18 protein-coding genes, 1 tRNA gene and 1 pseudogene are annotated in these 20,182 nt (G+C 71.1%); 12 read left to right on the top strand and 8 right to left on the bottom strand.

Features of this window, described 5'->3' with window-relative positions; translation table 11 throughout:
* The first annotated feature begins 42 nt into the window (after positions 1-42).
* Entirely contained in the window at positions 43-852 is an 810-nt protein-coding gene (locus EL338_RS06545; protein ID WP_235666389.1) for an MspA family porin, read from the top strand.
* An 87-nt stretch (positions 853-939) separates the two neighbouring features.
* On the opposite strand, the gene EL338_RS06550 is transcribed toward EL338_RS06545, so the two are convergent.
* The 3 genes from EL338_RS06550 to EL338_RS06560 all read right to left on the bottom strand — a co-directional run bounded on the left by EL338_RS06550 (position 940) and on the right by EL338_RS06560 (position 5,814).
* Positions 940-2,385: a neutral zinc metallopeptidase gene (locus EL338_RS06550; RefSeq protein ID WP_126332987.1), complete on the bottom strand. Its 1,446-nt coding sequence runs from the start codon at positions 2,383-2,385 to the stop codon at positions 940-942.
* Between the two features lie 80 nt (positions 2,386-2,465).
* Entirely contained in the window at positions 2,466-4,517 is a 2,052-nt protein-coding gene (locus tag EL338_RS06555) for an ATP-dependent DNA helicase (protein WP_126332988.1), read from the bottom strand.
* Positions 4,518-4,527: 10 nt separating this feature from the next.
* The gene (locus EL338_RS06560) at positions 4,528-5,814 is read right to left on the bottom strand and encodes a nicotinate phosphoribosyltransferase (protein ID WP_170217430.1); all 1,287 of its coding nucleotides are present in this window, start codon (positions 5,812-5,814) and stop codon (positions 4,528-4,530) included.
* Between the two features lie 81 nt (positions 5,815-5,895).
* Here EL338_RS06560 and clpS point away from each other — a divergent pair, with 81 nt between their 5' ends.
* From clpS to rdgB, 8 genes are read left to right on the top strand one after another with little or no spacing between them, the layout of a single operon-like run.
* Positions 5,896-6,198, top strand: a complete 303-nt coding sequence (gene clpS, locus EL338_RS06565; protein ID WP_126332989.1) for an ATP-dependent Clp protease adapter ClpS — start codon at positions 5,896-5,898, stop codon at positions 6,196-6,198.
* A 29-nt stretch (positions 6,199-6,227) separates the two neighbouring features.
* The gene (gene aosR, locus EL338_RS06570) at positions 6,228-6,809 is read left to right on the top strand and encodes an oxidative stress transcriptional regulator AosR (RefSeq protein ID WP_126332990.1); all 582 of its coding nucleotides are present in this window, start codon (positions 6,228-6,230) and stop codon (positions 6,807-6,809) included.
* The gene (locus EL338_RS06575) at positions 6,809-7,843 is read left to right on the top strand and encodes a P1 family peptidase (RefSeq protein ID WP_126332991.1); all 1,035 of its coding nucleotides are present in this window, start codon (positions 6,809-6,811) and stop codon (positions 7,841-7,843) included. Before aosR ends, EL338_RS06575 begins: the two co-directional genes overlap by 1 nt.
* Positions 7,844-7,898: 55 nt before the next feature.
* Positions 7,899-8,564, top strand: coding sequence for a rhomboid family intramembrane serine protease (locus tag EL338_RS06580; protein ID WP_126332992.1), 666 nt, complete (start codon positions 7,899-7,901; stop codon positions 8,562-8,564).
* 11 nt (positions 8,565-8,575) lie between these two features.
* Positions 8,576-9,415, top strand: a complete 840-nt coding sequence (gene murI / locus EL338_RS06585; RefSeq protein WP_126336712.1) for a glutamate racemase — start codon at positions 8,576-8,578, stop codon at positions 9,413-9,415.
* Positions 9,416-9,473: 58 nt separating this feature from the next.
* Entirely contained in the window at positions 9,474-10,253 is a 780-nt protein-coding gene (locus EL338_RS06590) for a cyclic nucleotide-degrading phosphodiesterase (protein WP_126332993.1), read from the top strand.
* A gap of 21 nt (positions 10,254-10,274) precedes the next feature.
* On the top strand, positions 10,275-11,054 hold the full coding sequence (rph, locus tag EL338_RS06595) for a ribonuclease PH (protein ID WP_126332994.1): 780 nt from the start codon (positions 10,275-10,277) through the stop codon (positions 11,052-11,054).
* 8 nt (positions 11,055-11,062) lie between these two features.
* A complete protein-coding gene (gene rdgB / locus EL338_RS06600) occupies positions 11,063-11,662 on the top strand; it encodes an RdgB/HAM1 family non-canonical purine NTP pyrophosphatase (protein ID WP_126332995.1) in 600 nt (199 codons plus the stop codon).
* On the opposite strand, the pseudogene EL338_RS06605 reads toward rdgB, so the two are convergent.
* A pseudogene (locus EL338_RS06605) lies at positions 11,650-12,828 on the bottom strand (acyltransferase family protein); the annotation flags it as partial. The gene rdgB and the pseudogene EL338_RS06605 overlap by 13 nt on opposite strands.
* A 39-nt stretch (positions 12,829-12,867) precedes the next feature.
* Here EL338_RS06605 and EL338_RS06610 point away from each other — a divergent pair.
* Positions 12,868-14,325 carry an MFS transporter gene (locus EL338_RS06610; protein WP_126332996.1) on the top strand — a complete coding sequence of 486 codons (1,458 nt, stop codon included), beginning with the start codon at positions 12,868-12,870 and terminating at the stop codon, positions 14,323-14,325.
* A gap of 213 nt (positions 14,326-14,538) precedes the next feature.
* Here the strand turns inward: EL338_RS06610 and EL338_RS06615 are convergent, their stop codons facing one another.
* Both EL338_RS06615 and EL338_RS06620 read right to left on the bottom strand, forming a co-directional pair.
* A complete protein-coding gene (locus tag EL338_RS06615) occupies positions 14,539-14,904 on the bottom strand; it encodes a DUF3817 domain-containing protein (protein WP_126332997.1) in 366 nt (121 codons plus the stop codon).
* On the bottom strand, positions 14,901-15,302 hold the full coding sequence (locus EL338_RS06620) for a hypothetical protein (protein ID WP_126332998.1): 402 nt from the start codon (positions 15,300-15,302) through the stop codon (positions 14,901-14,903). The genes EL338_RS06615 and EL338_RS06620 overlap by 4 nt, the downstream gene beginning before the upstream one ends.
* A gap of 70 nt (positions 15,303-15,372) precedes the next feature.
* Between EL338_RS06620 and EL338_RS06625 the strand changes: the two genes are divergently transcribed.
* Positions 15,373-15,456 (top strand) — tRNA-Leu (locus EL338_RS06625).
* 8 nt (positions 15,457-15,464) lie between these two features.
* Here the strand turns inward: EL338_RS06625 and EL338_RS06630 are convergent.
* Positions 15,465-17,840, bottom strand: a complete 2,376-nt coding sequence (locus EL338_RS06630; protein WP_126332999.1) for a flippase-like domain-containing protein — start codon at positions 17,838-17,840, stop codon at positions 15,465-15,467.
* Positions 17,841-18,029: 189 nt separating this feature from the next.
* Positions 18,030-18,758 carry a TetR/AcrR family transcriptional regulator gene (locus EL338_RS06635; protein WP_126333000.1) on the bottom strand — a complete coding sequence of 243 codons (729 nt, stop codon included), beginning with the start codon at positions 18,756-18,758 and terminating at the stop codon, positions 18,030-18,032.
* 112 nt (positions 18,759-18,870) lie between these two features.
* Here EL338_RS06635 and EL338_RS06640 point away from each other — a divergent pair, with 112 nt between their 5' ends.
* Entirely contained in the window at positions 18,871-20,181 is a 1,311-nt protein-coding gene (locus tag EL338_RS06640) for an NAD(P)-binding domain-containing protein (protein WP_197721921.1), read from the top strand.
* Position 20,182 lies beyond the last annotated feature (1 nt).

Below are 20,182 nucleotides of genomic sequence, written 5' to 3' on the forward strand. Positions count from 1 at the left end.
CGGGGCGACGGAGTCGGCCGAACGCCCGGGAGGGGCAGCATCGTGATCCTTGGTCGTCGTTTCGCCGCGGGCGTGGCGGGTCTGCTCTTGGTGCTGTCGGCCCCGCCGGCGGGCGCGGATCCCGAACCGGTGACGGAACCCGGCGTCGAGGTCGCGGCCGTCGCTGCGCCGCTCGATCCGGCGGATCCCGCTGCGGCGCCGGTGGATCCGGCCGTGGCGGTGGATCCGGGCGAGTTGCCTCCAGGGGAGGCCCCGCCCGTCGATGAGGCCGTGGTCGTCTCCGCGCCGCCGGCGACCTCCGAAGCCCCCGACGGCTGGACGCTGACCGTCGGCGCCACCGATGAGGTCCTGCGCCCCATCGCGCCGCTGACCACCGCGCTGTCGTCGCGCAGCTACGAGGTGGCCGGGGTGTTCAACGGAGCGGTGAGCGGCCCCGGTGATGACGGCGAGGTCCCCGAGGGCGTGCTCGAGGTCGGCTATCACGTGGGCTGCGGCATCGACATGAGTACCTCCAACGGCGTCACGCTCACCGGCAGTGTCGGCATGACGCCGTCGGTCGGTCTGCTGGGCATCGATGCGGCCGGTGTGATCGCCGACGGGATCGCGCCGGTGCTGTCGACGCCGATCAGCGGCGGCATCGCGATCGGCCTCAAGCCGGGCATCATCCACATCGTCCCGGTGACCAAGAAGGAGTACAAGGGCGCCGAACCGTGGGTGTCGATCAACGGCTTCCAGATCAAGATCGACGGCTGCGTGGGTGAATCGTTCATCCGGTCCTACGCGGTGCTGACCCGTTCGACCGATGTCTCCGATGCCATTCAGGCCTACTACGGGACGACGAAGAAGGTCTGACGACCGGCGCGAGGGTGCGCAGAACACGTCAGATTGTCGGCGTGTCGGCCGGGAACACGCCCGCTCGCGCTGAGGTGGTGGCGGGGGTCAGGGGAAGCGCTTGAGGCAGCGGGCCTGATCGCCGAGCACGCCGGTGCGAAACGCGTCGATGCGGGAGAACCCGGCGGGCACCGACTCGCCGTTGACGTCGCTGGCTACCAGGCCGTTGCTCAGCAGACCGGCGACGGCCTCGTCCAGGTCGCCGGCCGTGAGCGCGATGGTGTTGCCGTCGGGGGTGGTGACCCGCTGGGCCAAGATGGTGGTCGCCACCCCGGTCAGGCAGGCGGTGCGCAGCGCGGCCTCGGCGGTGTCGAGCGCCAGGTTGCCGCGGGCGTGCTGCAGGGCCAGCATGTAGCGCGACACCAACACCGAATACGCCGAGTTGTCGCCGGAAAACGGTGCGCCTGGGTCGAATTCGGTGGGGCTGGAGCCCATCTCGGCGAGACCCGCGAGGTCGACGGTGATGGTGTTGGTCGCCGGACAGTACGACGCGGGCGGGCTGGGCCGCGCATCCGGACAGCTCGACGGGTCGGTGTCGAAGCTCAACTCGGGCGGCGCGGACGGCGTGAACTTGGTGTTCAGCGCGTCGATGAACGAGCGTACCGATTCCTCGGTCACCGGCCATTCGCCGGTCTCGCCCTGCTGCAGCGCCACCGGCAGTTCGCCGCGGCGCTGCTTGACCTCCTTGGCGTCGATGGCCGCGCACGCCGCGGCGCCGTCGGTGAAGCCGAACTGGAACGCCGAGATGCGCTCGAACGCCGAACCGTGCTCGTCGATGTCGTCGCTGTAGACGAAGTCGTCCTCGGTGAGCAGCGGATCGCGGAACACGATCATCCCGGCCAGCAGGTTGTTCAGCCCGTCGCCGGTGCTCAGCGTGAACCGGTCGGAGTTGTCCTCGGCCACCCATCGCATGTAGGCGCCGGAGAAACAGTCGGCCTGCTGTTCGGCCACCAACGTCGAGGTGCCGCGCCGGTTCAGCCGGGCCTGCTGCTGCACCGAATGGCCGTACTCGTGGGCCAGCACCATGGTGATCGCCATGTCGCCGTGCGCCTGTCGCAGCGCGGGCAGCAACACGGCGCGGTCCCAGCCGATGGTGTTGTCGATGGGGCAGAAGGCCGCGTTGACCAGGCCGTAGGTCTCCGATCCGCAGAACACGCCGTCGTAATCGTCGGCGTCCCAGGAGATCACCGCGTCGACGGGACGAAAAGTACGGCCCGGGAACGCTGCTGGGAAGGCGCCGTCCCAGAACTGCTCGATGTCGGCGACAGACTGCCCGGCGATCTCGTCGATCTCACCGCCGTCGGACTCGGCGACCGAGCGCCCCTCGCGGTGCACGCTGTCGCGCAGACCCGTCGGCCCGTCGACGGCGCGCATCCCGGCGACCTTGAACGGATCGGCGAACACCGAGACCGGCGCGCCCTGCACGGTGGTGGAACAGGCTGCCAACATCACCGCCGCGGCACCGATCGCAAAACCCAGGCCCCGCCTCGGCATACTGGCGCCACCTCCCGACCCCGAGGAGCCCGCGCCCCCGTTTCGCCAGTCAGACTAACGGCGCGGCGCGCCGACCGGGATCACTTGCCGTCCAATGTCGCGCGCAGACGCGTCAATGCCTGCCGGACCGCGGCCGGATCCGTCGTCGACCAGAACGGCGGCAGCGAGGCCCGCAGATAGCCGGCGTAGCGCGCGGTGGCCATCCTGGAGTCCAGGACCGCCACCACGCCGCGATCGTCGGCCCGGCGCAGCAGTCGCCCGGCGCCCTGGGCCAGCAGCAGCGCCGCGTGCGAGGCCGAGACCGCCATGAACCCGTTGCCGCCGCGCGCGCCGATCGAGCGCTGCCGCGCCGTCAGCAGCGGATCGTCCGGGCGGGGGAACGGGATGCGGTCGATGAGCACCAGCGACAGCGACGGGCCCGGCACGTCGACGCCCTGCCACAGCGACAGCGTCCCGAACAGCGAGGTGGCGTCGTCGGCGGCGAACTGTTCGATGAGCGTCGAGGTGGACTCCTCGCCCTGACAGAGCACCGGGGTGTCCAACCGTTCCCGCATGACCTCCGCGGCGGCCCGGGCCGCGCGCATCGAGGAGAACAGACCCAGGGTGCGGCCGCCGATCGCGGTGATCAATTCCTCGATCTCGCTGAGCTGTTCGCTGGTCCCGGTGCCGTCCCGACCCGGCGGGGGCAGCTTCTTGGCGACATAGAGGATGCCGGCCTTGGCGTGCTGGAAGGGCGATCCGACGTCGATGCCGCGCCACTGCGGAGCGGCCGGCGCCGGGGTGTTGTCGGGTTCCTTGCTGGGGGCGCGGGTCAGGCCCCACGCGGCGGCCATCGAGTCGAAGGTGCCGCCCACGGTCAGCGTCGCCGAAGTCAGCACCGTCGTCGTGGTCGCGAACAGACGCGCGCGCAGCAGGCCCGCCACCGACAGCGGCGCGACGCGCAGCACCGGGCGCACCGAGCCGCGGCTCTCCTCGTGGTCGAGCCAGACCACGTCGGTGCGCTCGGTCAACGGCGGCCCGAACGACTCGAGGATCCGGGCGGCGGTATCGGCGATGTCGCTGAGGCCGGCCACGGCCTCGGCCCGCGCCGCGGCGGCCTGCGGGTCACCCGGGGTGGGGTTGATCGCCGAGCGCGCCGCGTGCGCGGCGTCGCGCAGGCTGGTCAGGTACGTGGCCAGTTCGTCGTCAAGGTGGTCGATGCGGCCGGGCTCGGCGTCGTGGATCGCGGAGGTGAAGGTCGCGGCGGCGGCGTCGAGGCGTGTCACCAGTTCCGGGCCGATCAACCGGCTGCTGCGCCGCTGGGCCACCCCGAGGCTCGCCGGGGTCAGTTCGCCGGTGGCCACCGCGGTGACCCGGTCCACCAACTCGTGCGCCTCGTCGACCACCAGCAGGTCGTGCTCGGGCAGCACCGAGGCGTCGGCGATCGCGTCGATGGACAACAGGGCGTGGTTGGTGACGACGACGTCGGCCAAACCCGCCGCGCCGCGGGCCTTTTCGGAGAAGCAGTCGGTGCCGTACGGGCAGCGGGACACCCCGATGCACTCGCGCGCGGACACGCTGACCTGGCCCCAGGCCCGTTCGCTGACACCGGGCTTGAGCTCGTCGCGGTCACCGGTCTCGGTCTCCGAGGACCACGCCGTGAGCCGCTGCACCTCCCGGCCCAGGGCGGTGGCCGCGAACGGTTCGAACAGTTCGTCCTGCGCGGCCTCGGCGGCCTCGGAATCGGTGCCGCCGCTGTGGATCTTGTTCAGGCACAGGTAGTTTCCGCGGCCCTTGAGCAGCGCGAAGCGCGGCTTGCGGGGCAGTTTCGCGGTGAGCGCCTCGGCCAGGCGGGGCAGGTCGCGGTCCACGAGTTGGCGCTGCAGGGCGATGGTCGCCGTCGAGACGACGACGGCCGCGCGCGAGGGGTCGCGGTCGGCCGAGATCGCCGCGGCCAGCGCGGGCACCAGGTAGGCGAGTGACTTTCCGGTGCCGGTGCCGGCCTGCACCGCCAGATGCTCGCCGGTGGCGAACGCGCGCGCCACGGCCTGGGCCATCTCGATCTGCCCGGACCGTTCGGTGCCGCCGAGCGCGGCGACCGCCTCGGCCAGCAGTTCGACGGTGCCGGCCTGTTCGGGGTCGCCGACCGTCATCGGTGCGCGGTCACGGCGCGACCAGCCGGGTCGGAATGGCCGGCTCGCCGCGGGACAGTTTGAGCCCCTCCCACGGCAGGCTGGTCAGCCCCGTCGAGACCAGGGCGCGCGCCGCCCCCAGGCCGCCGTCGTCGACCCGGCGTCCGGCCCGCACCAGCGGCACGCTCAGCGCTCGGCCGCCGTCGGCGTCGGCGGGGGGCCGCCCGGCGGGGAACACCACTTCCTCGGTGATGGTGCCCGACGGTTTGGCCAGCCGCACGGCCTGTTTCGCGCCGCCGTGGGACTGCTTGTGGCTGCTGCGCTTGCTCACCGGCCGGCCGTCGACCTCGACCAGTTTGTAGACCATGTTGGCGGTGGGCGCGCCCGAGCCGGTGACCAGCGAGGTGCCCACGCCGTAGCTGTCGACGGGCTCGGCGCGCAGCGCGGCGATCGCGAACTCGTCGAGATCCCCGGAGACCACGATGCGGGTGTCGGTGGCGCCCAGCTCGTCGAGCTGGCGGCGGACCTGACCGGCCAGCACCCCCAGGTCGCCGGAGTCGATGCGCACCGCGCCCAGTTCCGGGCCCGCCGCGGCGACCGCGTTGGCCACCCCGGCGGTGACGTCGTAGGTGTCGACCAGCAGCGTGGTGCCCACCCCCAGCGCGGCCACCTGCGCGCGGAACGCGGCCGGCTCGTCGGGGCCGTCGGGCCCGGTGTAGAGCATGGTGAAGGCGTGCGCGCTGGTGCCCAGCGCCGGGACGCCGTAGGTGCGGTCGGCCTCCAGGTTGGAGCTGCCGTCGAACCCGGCGATGTAGGCGGCGCGCGCCGCGGCGACCGCGGCCCGCTCGTGGGTGCGCCGCGAACCCATCTCGATCAGCCGCCGTCCCGCCGCGGCGCTGACCATCCGCGCGGCCGCCGAGGCGATCGCGCTGTCGTGGTTGAAGATTGACAGCGACAGCGTCTCCAGCAGCACGCATTCGGCGAAGGTGCCGTGTACGGAGAGCACGGGGGAGTCCGGGAAGTACAGCTCGCCCTCGGCGTAGCCGTCGACATCGCCGCCGAAGCTGAAGTCGCGCAGGTACTCCAGGGTGGTGTCGTCGCAGAACGCGGCCACCGACTCGAGTGCGGCGTCGTCAAACCTGAACTGGGCCAGGGCATCCAGGAAGCGGCCGGTGCCGGCGACCACGCCGTAGCGTCGGCCGGCCGGCAGGCGGCGGGCGAACAGCTCGAAGCCGGCCCGGCGTTCGGCGGTGCCGTCGCGCAGCGCCGCCGACAGCATGGTCAGCTCGTATTTGTCGGTCAGCAACGCCGGCGTCACCAAGGGAACGTTAGCGGATCGATGAGCGAGCGGGTGAGGAGCGAGTTTTTCCCGAGATCGCCGCCCGCTATCCTGGGACCCATGGCTGCGTCAGCACCGACCAAGCCCGGGTCGGTAGGGCAACGGCAGGACGACTCGGTCGAGGCGACCCAGCGTCCGTGGGTGACCATCGTGTGGGACGACCCGGTGAACCTGATGAACTACGTGACCTACATCCTGCAGAAGCTGTTCGGCTACTCCGAACCGCACGCCACCAAGCTGATGTTGCAGGTGCACAACGAGGGTAAGGCCGTGGTGTCGTCGGGCACCCGGGAGTCCATGGAAGTCGACGTCACCAAGCTGCACGCGGCGGGCCTGTGGGCCACCATGCAGCAGGACCGCTGACGGTAGCGCGAGGGTCGGGCGAGTAGCGAGTGCGTAAGTGGAAGCGGGTCGAGGGCCCCGACGGTCCCCGGTTCCGCTCCGCGCTCGCCGCGCACGAGGCGGCGCTGCTGCGCAATCTGGTGACCTCGGTCGTCGGGATGCTCGACGAGCGGCAGGCCGCGGCGCCCGCCGACGAACTCGAGGCGATCACCGGCATGCGCACCGGCAACTCCACCCCGCCCGAGGACGCCACCATGGGTCGGCTGCTGCCGGACTTCTTCCGTCCGCAGAACGACCATCCGGCCGGGTCGGCCGCGGCCGAGAGCCTCAACGGCGCGCTGCGCAGCCTGCACGAACCCGAGATCATCGACGCCAAACGTGAAGCGGCGCAATGCATCCTGGATACCTGCCCGGCCGAGGGCGGCCGCTTCGAGCTCACCGAGGACCAGGCGAACTCCTGGATCGCGGCGGTCAACGACGTCCGGTTGTCGCTGGGCGCCATGCTCGACATCGGCCCGGACGGACCCGACCGCCTACCCGCCGACCACCCGCTGTCCGGGCACCTGGACGTCTACCAGTGGTTGACCGTGCTGCAGGAGTACCTGGTGCTGGCGCTGATGGGGCAGTCCTGATGGCGGGGTCGATCACCGACGTCGCGGGGATCCTCGTCGGCCACCATCAGCGCATCGATGACGATGCCGCGTTGGGCTCGGGCTGGGCCTGCGGCACCACGGTGGTGCTCACCCCGCCGGGCACCGTCGGCGCGGTGGACGTGCGCGGCGGCGCGCCGGGGTCCCGCGAGACCGATCTGCTCGATCCTTCCAACAGCGTGCGCTATGTCGACGCCGTGGTCCTGACGGGCGGCAGCGCCTTCGGGCTGGCCGCGGCCGACGGGGTCATGACCTGGCTGGAGGAGAACGACCGCGGGGTCGCGCTGGACGGCGGGCTGGTCCCGATCGTGCCGGCGGCCGTCATCTTCGACCTGCCGGTCGGCGGCTGGAAGTGCCGCCCCGACGCCGAGTTCGGCTACCGCGCCGCGGCCACGGCCGCGACCGGCACCGCGATGGGCAATGTCGGCGCCGGCGTCGGCGCCCGCGCGGGCGTGCTGAAGGGCGGGTTGGGCAGCGCCTCGGTGACGCTGCCCAACGGCGCCACGGTGGGTGCGATCGTCGCGGTCAACAGCGCCGGCAACGTCTTCGACCCGCGCACCGGCCTGCCGTGGATGGCCCACCTCATCGAGGAGTTCGGGTTGCAGCGGCCCGTCGCCGACCAGGTCGAGGCGTTCGCCGAGTTGGTTCGCGAGGGCAGCCCCCTGAACACCACCATCGCGATCGTCGCCACCGACGCCGCGCTCAGCCCGGCCGGCTGCCGGCGGTTGGCCATCGCCGCGCACGACGGGCTGGCGCACACCATCAAGCCGGCGCACACCCCGGTCGACGGCGACACCGTGTTCGCGCTGGCGACCGGGGCGGTGGAGGTGGCGCCGGATCCGGACACCCCGGCGTCGATGTCGCCGGAGACCAAGCTGGTCGCCGACCTCGGCGCGGCCGCCGCCGAGGTCCTGGGCCGGGCGGTGCTGGCCGGCGTGCTGGCCGCCGAATCGCTGGCCGGCGTGCCCGCCTACCGGGAGCTGCTGCCCACGGCGTTCGGTCCGGACGGCCGGTGAGCGCCGTGCTCGTCGGTGCCGCGGTGGCGTCATGGGGCGCCGGTAGCCTATGGACATGACCGCACAGCCGGGTGCCGCGCCGCGGAAACAGCCGGCGTGGAAGGTCGGCGGCGCCACCATCCTCACCTTCGTCGCGCTGCTCTACGTCATCGAGTTGGTCGATCAACTCTTCGGGCATCGCCTCGACCAGAACGGCATCCGCCCGCTCGAGACCGAGGGCCTGTGGGGCATCATCTTTTCCCCGCTGCTGCACGCCAACTGGGGCCATTTGCTGGCCAACACGGTGCCGGCGCTGGTGCTCGGCTTCCTGATGACGCTGGCCGGGATGAGCCGGTTCATCTGGGCCACCGCGATCATCTGGATCCTGGGCGGCTTCGGCACCTGGCTGATCGGCAACATGGGCGGCTGCGCGGGCCTGCCGACCAACCACGTCGGCGCCTCCGGCCTGATCTTCGGGTGGCTGGCCTTCCTGTTGATCTTCGGCTGGTTCAGCCGCAACGTCTGGGAGATCGTCATCGGCATCGTGGTGCTGCTGTTCTACGGCGGCCTGCTGTGGGGCGCGGTGCCGGTGCTCGACCGCTGCGGTGGCGTGTCCTGGCAGGGGCACCTGTGCGGCGCGATCGCCGGCGTCGTCGCCGCCTACCTGCTCTCCGGTCCCGAACGCAACGCCCGGCAGCAGCGCAAGCTGACCAAGACCCGTCCGCAGTACCCGCTGTCATGACCGGCGATGCCATGACCGACGACGCGACGAAACGCATGGCCCCGGTCGGGGTGTTCGACTCCGGCGTGGGCGGCCTGACCGTGGCGCGGGCAATCATCGACCAGTTGCCTGACGAGGACATCATCTACGTCGGGGACACCGGCAACGGCCCGTACGGTCCGTTGCCGCTGGCCGAGGTGCGCTCGCACGCGCTGGCCGTCATGGACGATCTGGTGGACCGCGGGGTCAAGGCCCTGGTGATCGCGTGCAACACCGCGTCGTCGGCCTGCCTGCGGGATGCGCGGGAACGCTACGACGTCCCCGTCGTCGAGGTCATCCTGCCCGCGGTGCGCCGCGCGGTGGCCACCACCCGCAACGGCCGGATCGGGGTGATCGGCACCCAGGCGACGGTGACCTCGCGGGCCTACCAGGACGCGTTCGCCGCGGCCCGCGACACCGAGATCACCGCGGTGGCCTGTCCGCGGTTCGTCGACTTCGTCGAACGCGGGGTGACCAGCGGCCGGCAGGTGCTCGGCCTGGCCGAGGGTTATCTGGCGCCGCTGCAACTGGCCGGCGTCGACACCCTGGTGCTGGGCTGCACCCACTACCCGCTGCTGTCCGGTCTGATCCAGCTGGCCATGGGCGACAACGTCACGCTGGTCTCCAGCGCCGAGGAGACCGCCAAGGACCTGCTGCGCGTCCTGACCGAACAGGACCTGCTGCACCCGCACCCCGAGTCCGGGGCGTCGGCGTCGCGGGTGTTCGAGGCGACGGGTGACCCGGCGGCCTTCACCGCGTTGGCCGCGCGGTTCCTCGGCCCGGTCATCACCGGGGTGGCGCCGGCGCGCCGGCAGGTGGGGAGCCCGCCGTGAGGGGCCGCGCGCAAACTCATGAGGTTTTCGGCGTAGCCAGGACGGGCATGGCAAGCTAGTGACTGTGCGAATCACCGTGCTCGGCTGCTCCGGCAGCGTCAGCGGCCCGGATTCGCCCGCCTCGGGGTACTTGTTGACTGCGCCGGACACGCCGCCACTGGTCATCGACTTCGGCGGCGGGGTGTTGGGGGCGCTGCAACGCTACGCCGACCCTGGCGATGTCACGGTGCTGCTGAGCCACCTGCATGCCGACCACTGTCTGGATCTGCCGGGGCTTTTCGTGTGGCGGCGCTACCACCCGAATCCGCCGCCGGGCAAGGGGTTGATGTACGGGCCCCGCGACACCTGGGCCCGGCTGGCCGCCGCGAGTTCCCCCGAGGGCGGCGAACTCGACGACTTCAAGGACATCTTCGACATCCGGCACTGGACCGATGGCGAGCCCGTGCGGATCGGGAGCCTCGAGGTGCTGCCCCGGTCGGTGTCGCACCCCACCGAGTCCTACGGCATGCGGTTCACCGACCCCTCCGGCGCGGTGCTGGTCTACAGCGGCGACACCGGAATCTGCGGTTCGGTCGTCGAGTTGGCCCGCGACGCCGACGTGTTCCTCTGCGAGGCCTCCTGGACGCACGCGCCCGACAACCGCCCGCCGGATGTGCACCTGTCGGGGACCGAGGCCGGCCAGATCGCGGCGAAGGCAGGCGTCGGCGAGTTGTTGTTGACGCACATTCCGCCGTGGACCTCGCGCGAGGACGTGATCAGCGAAGCGAAGGCCGAGTTCGACGGCCCGGTGCGCGCCGTCGTCTGCGGCGAGAGCTTCGACGTCCGCCGGGCCCGCTGACCGACCCGATAGGGTTACCGGGTGTCTCCACGTGAAGACGGTCGCGCCGATGACGAGCTGCGACCGGTAACCATCACCCGCGGCTTCACCTCGCATCCGGCCGGATCGGTGTTGGTCGAGTTCGGCCAGACCCGCGTCATGTGCACGGCCTCGGTCACCCAGGGGGTCCCGCGCTGGCGCAAGGGCTCCGGGCTGGGCTGGCTCACCGCCGAGTACGCGATGCTGCCGGCGGCCACACACAGCCGGTCGGACCGCGAATCGGTCAAGGGCCGGGTCGGCGGCCGCACCCAGGAGATCAGCCGGTTGGTGGGTCGCTCGCTGCGCGCCTGCATCGACCTGCGGGCGCTGGGGGAGAACACCATCGCCATCGACTGCGACGTGCTGCAGGCCGACGGCGGCACCCGGACCGCGGCCATCACCGGCGCCTACGTGGCTCTCGCCGACGCCGTGACCTACCTGGGGGCGGGCGGTCAGCTGTCGGATCCGCGGCCGCTGTCGTGCGCCATCGCCGCGGTCAGCGTCGGCGTGGTCGACGGCCGTGTGCGCGTGGACCTGCCCTACGAGGAGGACGCGCGCGCCGAGGTCGACATGAACGTCGTGGCCACCGACACCGGCACGCTGGTCGAAATCCAGGGCACCGGCGAGGGGGCGACGTTCCCGCGGTCCACCCTGGACAAGATGTTGGATCTGGCGATGGCCTCCTGCGAGCAGCTCTTCGCGCTGCAGGCGGCGGCCCTCGAGGCGCCCTATCCGGGCGAGCTGCCCGAGGGGCCCGCGCCGAAGAAGGCGTTCGGGAGCTAGCCGCGCCCATGGCCCGGATCCTGGTCGCCAGCCGCAACGTGAAGAAGCTGGCCGAGCTGCGTCGGGTGCTCGACGGTGCCGGCGTGTCCGGGCTGGAGTTGCTCTCGCTGGCCGATGTGCCGTCCTACGACGAGGCCCCCGAAACCGGGGCGACGTTCGAGGAAAACGCGTTGGCCAAGGCCCGCGACGGCTTCGCGGCAACCGGAATCCCGTGTGTGGCAGACGATTCCGGGTTGTCCGTGGCGGCGTTGAACGGCATGCCGGGGGTGCTCTCGGCCCGCTGGTCCGGCGTTCACGGCGACGACGAGGCCAACTACCGGCTGCTGCTCGCGCAGCTGGCCGATGTTCCCGACGAGCGCCGCGGTGCCGCGTTCGTGTCGGCGTGCGCGCTGGTCGGCGGCGCCGGCGAGACGGTGGTGCGCGGCGAGTGGCCGGGGGCCATCGCGCGGGCGCCGCGCGGTGCCGGCGGCTTCGGCTACGACCCGATCTTCATCCCGGAGGGATCCTCCCGGTCGGCCGCCGAGCTGAGCCCCGCCGAGAAGGATGCGGCGTCGCACCGCGGTCGGGCGCTAACGCTGCTGGTGCCCGCGCTGCGCGCTCTGGCCTGAGTCAGCCGACGCAGCAGCCAGGACAGCGGGACGCTGAGGGCCAGCGTGGTGAGCATCAGCCCGAGCATCGAGCCGGTGAACAGCGGCCAGTCCAGCACCAGGTGCATGGCGATCGCCATCACCGCGACGTGCACCAGGAAAATCTCGTAGGAGATCTCGCCGAGCCACACCAGCGGCCGGCTGCTCAGCACGCGGGTGAACCAGCCACGGTCGCCGAGCACCAGCGGTGCCAGCAGCAGCAGCGCGACCGCCGCGTACAGCACGGCCTTGGCCAGCGGTTGGGAGAGCTGCTGTTCGGTCAGGGCGGTGCCACCCGCGATCGGCGTGGACACCAGCAGGAAGGCCAGCACCGCCAGCGGCAGCGTGGTCGCCGCGCGCACCCGCACACCCATCGCGTGCAGCACGGCCAGCATCATGCCGCCGGCGAACGGGGCCAGGTGCGCGGGCAGCCACATGCCCGCCGAGTTCGGCAACCAGTCGCCGCCGTAATGCGCGATCAGCCACAGCGGCCCCACCGCGGCGAGCGCGCCAAGGCCGGCCAGCAGCAGGCCGGGGCGCCACCGACCGCCGCACAACACGGTCAGCAGCAGATAGGCCAACGCCGGCAGCACCGCGTAGAACGACACCTCCACGGCCAGGCTCCACATCTGCGACAGCCCCGGATGCAGCAGCGTGATCAGGAAGTCGTCGGTGTAGATCTGGGTCAACGTCAGGTACCGCAGCAACCCGGACCAGCTCTGGCCGGGGTTCGGGCCGGGCGTGAACACCGTGTAGACGGCGAACACCGCGAGCACCGTGACGACGTAGGCGGGCAGGATCCGTCGCACCCGGCTCCGGGTGTAGCGACGCAGCCGGGGTTGCTCGGCACGCTCGTCGAGGGCGTGCCGAACCCAGGGGCGAAACAGCAGGAATCCGGAGAGCGCGAAGAAGATCGGGACGCCGACCTCGAGGCGAGCGTAGACGTTGCCGAGGAAGGTGTCGGTGAGGCCGCCGGTGGCGAACGCGGCGTGGGTGGCGACGACCAGCAGGGCGGCCACCGCGCGCAGTCCGGTCAGCGCATCCAGGTGTGCGCTCAGCCGCTGCGGGGCACGCCGCGGCGCACCAGCGGGGTTGCTGGTGCGCGCGGATCTGGACGGGCCGGCCAACACCGCATCGAGTGTAGCCACAATTTGAATAGATGACCTAAGTGTGTAATCTGTGCCGTCATGCGCCGGTACCGAAATTCTCCCCGTGCCGAGCATCCGAGTGTCCTGATCTTCATGCTGTGCGCCGCCGGCGTGAGCGTCTCGCTGATGCAGACCCTGATCATCCCGGTCCTGCCGGAGTTGCCGATGCTGCTGAACACCAGCGCCGCCAACACGTCCTGGGCGATCACCGCGACGCTGCTGACCGCGGCGGTGGCCACCCCGGTGTTCGGCCGCCTCGGCGACATGTACGGACCCAAGCGCGTCCTGATCGCCTGCGCGCTGTGCCTCATCGCGGGATCGTTGCTGGCTGCCGTCACCACCTCGCTGCTGCCCCTGATCATCGGGCGCGGCCTGCAGGGCTTCGGCATGCCGATCATCCCGCTGGGCATCAGCGTGCTGCGCTCCTGCGTCCCGCCCGAGAAGGTCGGCGCCGCAATGGGAATGATGAGCGCCTCGCTGGGTGTCGGTGGCGCGTTGGGTCTCCCGATGGCCGCGGCGATCGCGCAGTACTGGGACTGGCACGTGCTGTTCTGGTTCGCCACCGGCCTCGGGGTGGGCGCGCTGCTGCTGTTCGTCTTCCTGGTACCGCGGCTGCCGGCCCGCTCCGCCGACCGCTTCGACCCGCTGGGCACGGTCCTGCTCGCGGCCGGCCTGGTGACGCTGCTGCTGCCGATCTCCAAGGGTGCGATCTGGGGTTGGACCTCGACGGTGACGCTGGCGCTGTTCGGGTCCTCGGTGGTGATCTTCGCCATCTTCGCGTGGTGTCAGCTGCGGATGTCCTCGCCGATCGTCGATCTGCGCACCACCCTGCGGCGTCCCGTGCTCACCACCAATCTGGCCTCGATCGGCGTCGGCATGTCGCTGTTCGGGATGTCGCTGATCGCCCCGCAGATCCTGGAACTGCCGAGCGCGACGGGCTACGGCCTGGGGCAGACGATGCTGCAGACCGGCCTGTGGATGGCACCCGGCGGCGTGGCGATGATGCTCACCTCGCCGGTCGCGGCCCGCGTCGCCGCCCGCCGCGGTCCGAAGTTCACCCTGGTGGTGGGCTGCGTGATCATCGCCGGCGCCTACCTGGCCGGGCTGCAACTCCTCAGCAGCCCGCCGCGGCTGGTGGTGTTCAGCGTGCTGATCAGCATCGGCGTCGGCTTCGCGTTCTCCTCGATGCCCGCGCTCATCAACGCCGCGGTCCCGATGTCGGAGACCGCCGCGGCCAACGGCATCAACTCGTTGGCGCGGGCGTTGGGCACCTCGATCTCCAGCGCGGTGATCGGGGCCGTGCTCTCGGGGATGACGATGACCTTCGCCGGTCACGAGGTGCCGACGCTGGCCGCCTTCCGTACCGCGCTCATCGCCGCGGCCTGCGCGGCCGCCCTGGCGGCGCTGCTGGCGCTGTTGATTCCCAAGCCGACGATCGGTGCGGCCGAGCAGGATTCCGAGGAAGAGCTGGTGCCCAGCGGCGCGGCGCGGGCCTAGGGTTCGCTGCTCTCCACGCGGCTCCTCGACCGAAACGCGTCACCTGGGAGTGACAGTCATGCACAGCTGGGGCGTGCCCGTCGGTTGGCCTGTGGATATCCGTCACCTGAGGGTGACGCCATTCGATCGAGAGGCCGTCCGGAGACAGCCGCCGCTACCCAGGGCGGAGCTGGTCCACGGTTAATAAGCCTCGCTCAGGGGCTCACCAGAGGCTCAGAGGCCGAACTGGGCCTTGAGCTTCTTGGTCTGGAAGTGCTCGACGATGATGCCGACCAGCGGCACGGTGCCGGCGAGCAGGATGCCGATCGTCTTGCCGATCGGCCAGCGCACCTTGACCGCCAGGTTCGCGGTGCACAGCAGGTAGATGAAGTAGACCCAGCCGTGGATGGGCGCGATCAGATCCATCCAGCCGGGCAGATCCTCCACCCGCAGCACGTATTTCACGATCATCTCGTAGGTCAGGGCGATTAGCCAGATGCCCGTCGCCCACGCCAGGATGCGGTAGCCCTTCAGCGCCTTGGCGATCGTCTCGAGCGGCGCGGCGCCGGCGGGGATCGACGGCGTTTCGGAGGCGGTCATGCGGTGGTCCTGTCCTGTCTGTCGTCGTCGTCGTCGGCGAGTTCGCCATCGTGGTGGGCCAATTCGGCCAGATAGGCGTTGTATTCACGCAACACGGGATCGTCTATGTCACGCGGGTCGGCCGTGGGTCGCTGCGGCAGCAGGTCCGCCGGGATCTCCGTGGGCGCGGCCTGATCGTCGGGCTGCGGCGGGGCCTCCTCGAGGCGGATGAACTTGCGGTAGGCGATGACGCAGAATGCCGCGAAGAACGGCCACTGCATGGCGTAACCGAGGTTCTGGAAGGTGCCCGAGGTGGACTCGTAACGGGTCCACTGCCACCAGGACAACGCCAGGCAGGCGCCGGCGGCGACGGCGACCAGCGCGATCAGCGCCCATCTCCGACGCCGTGTAGTGGACATACCTCGAAGGTACCGCCTAGCAGGGCCTAGCCAGGAATCGAGGCGGTGCTGACGGTACGATCAGCGCCACGCGGACGTGATGAAATTGGCAAACATGCCGGCTTTAGGTGCCGGTGCTCGAAAGAGTTTGTGGGTTCGAGTCCCACCGTCCGCACTCGCGCGTCAGATCATTTCCTTCTTGGTCAGCCAGCGCATGATCGGCCAGCCCGCGAACACCGGCAACCAGCAGGTCAGGATGCGGTAGAGCAGCACCGCCGGGACCGCCACGCCCGCGGGCACGCCGAAGGCGGCCAGCCCGCCGATCAGGGCCGCCTCCACGGCCCCGACGCCGCCCGGGGTGGGCGCCGCCGACGCCAACGTCCCGCCGATCATCGTCACCACCGTGATGGTGACGAAGGAGACGTTGCCGCCGAAGGCCTCGACGCTGGCCCACAGCGCCAGCGCCGAACCGAGAGTCGTTCCCGCACAACCCAGCACGATCAGCCCGAAGCGCTTGGGCTCCTTGGCCAGTTCGATCAGGTCGGCGCCGACCTCCTTGAGCTTGGGGCCCAGCGACGTGCCCAGCCAGCGGCGCAGCTTGGGTACCACCAGGAACCCGCCCACCAGACCCAGCGCCAGGCCCGCGATCAGGTACAACACCGGGGCCGACGGCACGAAGTGCGACAGGTCGGCCGTCGCGCCCGCCACCGCGCTGAACAGGATCAGCAGCGACACGTGCACAATCACCTGCACCGACTGCTGCAACGCGACGGCCGTGGTCGCGCGAACCCCGCCGAGACCGCCCTTCTGCAGGAAGCGGGTCGACAGCGCCAGCCCGCCCACGCCCGCCGGGGTGGTGGTGGCGGCGAACGTGTTGGCCACCTGCATGATCGTCAGGTTGCGGTAGCTGACCGCGCCGTCGGCGCAGGCCCACAGCGCCGCGGCGGCGCCGAGATAGCGCAGCGCCGACACCGCGAGCCCCAGCAGCGCCCAGGACCAGTCGGCGGTGCGCAGCTCGGAGAAGAAGGTCGGCACGGTGCTGATGAACGGGTAGGCCACGTAGACCAGCGCGACCAACAACACCAGCTGGATGGCCTGGCTGCGGGTGAAGCGGGTGATGGTCTCGGGCTGGATCTGGTCGGCACCGGTCTGCCGCTTGACCTCGTCGCGCGCGGCGGCCAGCACGTCGCCCGGCTCCTCGAACGTGTCGCGCAGCCGGGCGGGCATCGCCGCCTTGGTCAGCCGGCGCGACGCCGTCAGCACCGCGTCCTTGCCGAACACCTCGATCGCGGCCGCCACGGCGGGTTCGGCGCCGTAGAGGCAGGTGGTTGTCGCCAGCAGCTGGGCGATGTCGGCCTGCAGTTGCACGTCGGTGGCGCCGTACTCGGAGTGCGCGAAGCCGCCGAAGGACACCGCGCCGTCCTCGACGGTGATCTCCTTGCTGCGCAGGTCGCCGTGGGCGATCTGATTGCGGTGCAGCACCGCAAGCGCCTCCCACACCTGTAGGACCGGAGTCTCGTCGACGACGTCGTGCAGCGCCGTCCCGCGCGCGGGGGTGCGGGCGAACATCGTCCAGCCGCGGTCCAGCGGGGCCACCGACATCTCGGTGGTGTTGGCCGCCCCGAGGTCGCCGATCGCGATGGTCATCAGACCGCGGTGCTCGACGGCGCGGCGCATCGAGGGCTGCAGGGGAGCGGTCTCGCTGGTGCGCAGGCGCACCTTGCGCCAGAACTGCCGCAGCGCGCCGCCGCTGCGTTGGTTCGGGCCGTACAGCTCGACCAGCACGGTCGAAGCCGGTTCGACCGACAACGCCGAGAGCACCAGCGGTCCCGGGCCCGCCGGGCGCACGACCGTCAGCGCCGAGGTGGTGAACCCCCGTCGGGCCAGCGCGCGCACCGCGCCGTCGAGCGGGACCTCGAGGGCGGGCGTGCCGACCACCAGCACCACCAACGCGCCGACGAACCAGCCGACCGCCAGACCCAGCAGCGAGCGGGCCGGGACCACGGCGCTGACCACCAGGTGGATCGGGACGAACGCCAGCAGCAGGGTCCACCACCAGCGGCGCCACCGCGCCGGCAGCCCGGGGCCGGACACGGTGAGCATCGCGGCCAGCATGGCGATCCAGCGCGGATCGTCGAGGAACTGCGACAGCACGGTGTCGAGCCGGTCGGTCAGATCGAAATGCCAGGTGGGCGCGGCGATGCCGTTGCCGCTGATGGACAGCGCGAGCCCGGCGATCAGACCGGCGGCGACGTAGGCGCCCAGCAGTTTCCACTGCTGCGCGGCGATCAGCCCGATCAGTATGACGAACGGCAGCGCGAGGATCGCGATGCCGTAGGCCAGATAGACCAGGTTGGACTGGGTGGGGGTCAGCACGCCGACGATCTCGGAGATCGACTTCTCCAGCGATTCCCACTCGTAGCGGGTGATCAGCGAGCTGGTGATCACGATCGCCAGGAAGACGGTGGCCAGGATCAGCCGGATGATGTCGTTGGTGCGCCTGCCCAACGGTTGCAGCAGGCGGCCCGAAACGGTGATCTCGCGCCCGTCAACCCGCATGTCTGCAGGATCCTACGGTGCCGTGGCGCCGGTGCCGCGCAAGCGGGTTTGAGTCGCGCCTCGGGTGGGAATCATGCTCGGGCCAGACTTGCCTCGGGAACGGCCCGGTCCCTGGATAAGGGACCGGGCCGTTCGATGTTCGTCGTTCGATGTGCGGGGCCCGGGCGGCCGCGGTGAACCCGGCGCCGATCAGCGCGGCGCCTCGTCGACGACGGAGGCGGCGATCACCCGCTCCACCTCGGTCGGCGCGGGGATCGCGGGCCCGTCGGTGACCTCGGCGCCCACCAGGACGTCCAGCAGTCCGTCGGCCAGATCGAGCACCCCCTCGGTGGCGTTGGGCATGGCCGCCGAATCCGCCATGGTCAGCTGGATCGACACCAGACCGTGCAGGCTGGTCCACAGCGTGTGGGCGCACTGGTGCAGCGGCAGGCCGAGCCGATGGCCGGCCGCGGCGCACTCGCGCAGCACGCGCCGCAGCGGGCCGGTCACCTGGCGGGCCGGGTGGTGGCCCAGTTGGCTGGGATCGCCGACGGGCTGCCGCACCTGGTACATCAGCCGGTATCGGCCGGGGTTGTCCAGCGCGAAGCGGCAGTAGGCGTGTAACTGGGCGCGAAGGCGTTCCCGCGGGCTTGCCGGTTCGCCGGCGGCCTCGGCCGCCCGCATGGTGTCGGCCAGTTCGGTGTACTTGTCGGCCAGCGCGGCCCACACGAGTTCGGATTTGTCGGCGAAGTGCAGATAGATGCTCGGTGCGGCCACGCCGACCTCCCGGGCAACCGCGCGCATGGTCAGCTTCTCGTCGCTGCCCCACTCGTCGAGGAGTCGGTTGACGGCGGCCAGGATCTCGTCGCGCAGTTGGTCGCCGTGGCCGCGGCGGCTACGGGGCCGGCCCCCACGCCGCGCTGGTGCGTCGCGCTGCACAGTTCACCTCCGGGTGTGCGAGGAATCACCAGGCCAACGGTCCCTTTTGGGTCGGTAGCCGGGCTAAACTTCAGTTAACTGAACATTGTTAGTTTATGTGATGGAGGTCGCAGTGACTGCATACCCCGAGGAATTGGTGTCGGGTTTCGACATCGACCAGGACGCCGTGGAGCGCTCCGAGCGCATCGGCGGCGGGATCGCCCCGCGCGCCGGCGTGATCGGTCTGGGCATGATCGGCGGCGGGGTTGCGGTCAGCCTGGAGGCCCGCGGGCGCATCCCCGTGGTCTACGACATCCGCGCCGAGGCGGCCGAGGAGTTGGGTCTGGCGCTCGCGGCGCCGACGCCGGCCGAGGTCGCCGCGGTCAGCGACGTCGTGTTGCTCGCCGTCGTCGACGCCGCCCAGGTGCGCGAGGTGCTGCGCGGCACCGACGGCGTGCTCGCCGGCGCGCGTCCCGGCCTGGTCGTCGCCTTGCTGTCGACGCTGGCGGTGCCCGAGGTCCTCGATGTGGCCGAGGAGTGCCGCCCCTACGGCGTGACCGTGCTGGACTGCGGCGTGACGCCCGGTGACCAGGCCGCCCACAACGGCATGGTCGCCATGGTCGGCGGCGACGACGACAGCGTGCGTCGGGCCATGCCGGTGCTGGCCGACTTCGCCAAGAAGGTCGTGCACTGCGGCCCGCTGGGCGCGGGCATGGCCACCAAGATCGCGCGTAACGTCCTGACCTACGGCTCCTGGCGCGCCGCGCACGAGGCCGCCGCGTTGGCCGAGGCCGCCGGGGTGGATCCGCGGGTGCTCATCGATGTGGTCGAGGAGGCCGACCCGACCGGCGCGACGACCTTCGCGTGGCTGCGCAACCGGGTGGACTCCCCGGAACTCGCCGCCGAGGCGGGCCCGCAGGTGCTGCGCCTGATGGACAAGGACCTGTCGGCGGCCCAGAGCCTGGCCGCCCAGCGCGGCGTCGAGGTGCCCATGGTGGAGGTGGCCCGCGACCAGGCCGCCGACACGCTCGGCATCGTCGAGGACCGGCCGTCGGACGATCGCACCGAGCGCGGATTGCAGACCATGGACAAGGTCTACGGCACCGGGCTGGCCGCCCACATGCCCGAGGAGCGCAGCCCGGCGCTGGCCATGACCGTCGATCACCTCTTCGGCGAGGTATGGGCGCGCCCGGGCCTGTCCCTGCGGGACCGGCGGCTGGTGGTGCTCGGCGCCACGGCCATGCTGGGCCGGGCCGACCTGATCGAGGTGCAGGTGCGCGGCGCGCTGATCAACGGCGAGCTCACCGAGGACGAACTGGAAGAGATCGTCCTGCAGCTGCATTACTACGCCGGCTGGGGCAACGGCACCGCGGTGCAGGCCGGCGTGGACGCCGCGCTGCAGAGCTGGCAGGGCGGCTTCGTCGCGCCCACCGACGGTCAGTGAA

Origin of the sequence: Mycolicibacterium chitae (assembly GCF_900637205.1) — a bacterium.
GTDB lineage: Bacteria > Actinomycetota > Actinomycetes > Mycobacteriales > Mycobacteriaceae > Mycobacterium > Mycobacterium chitae.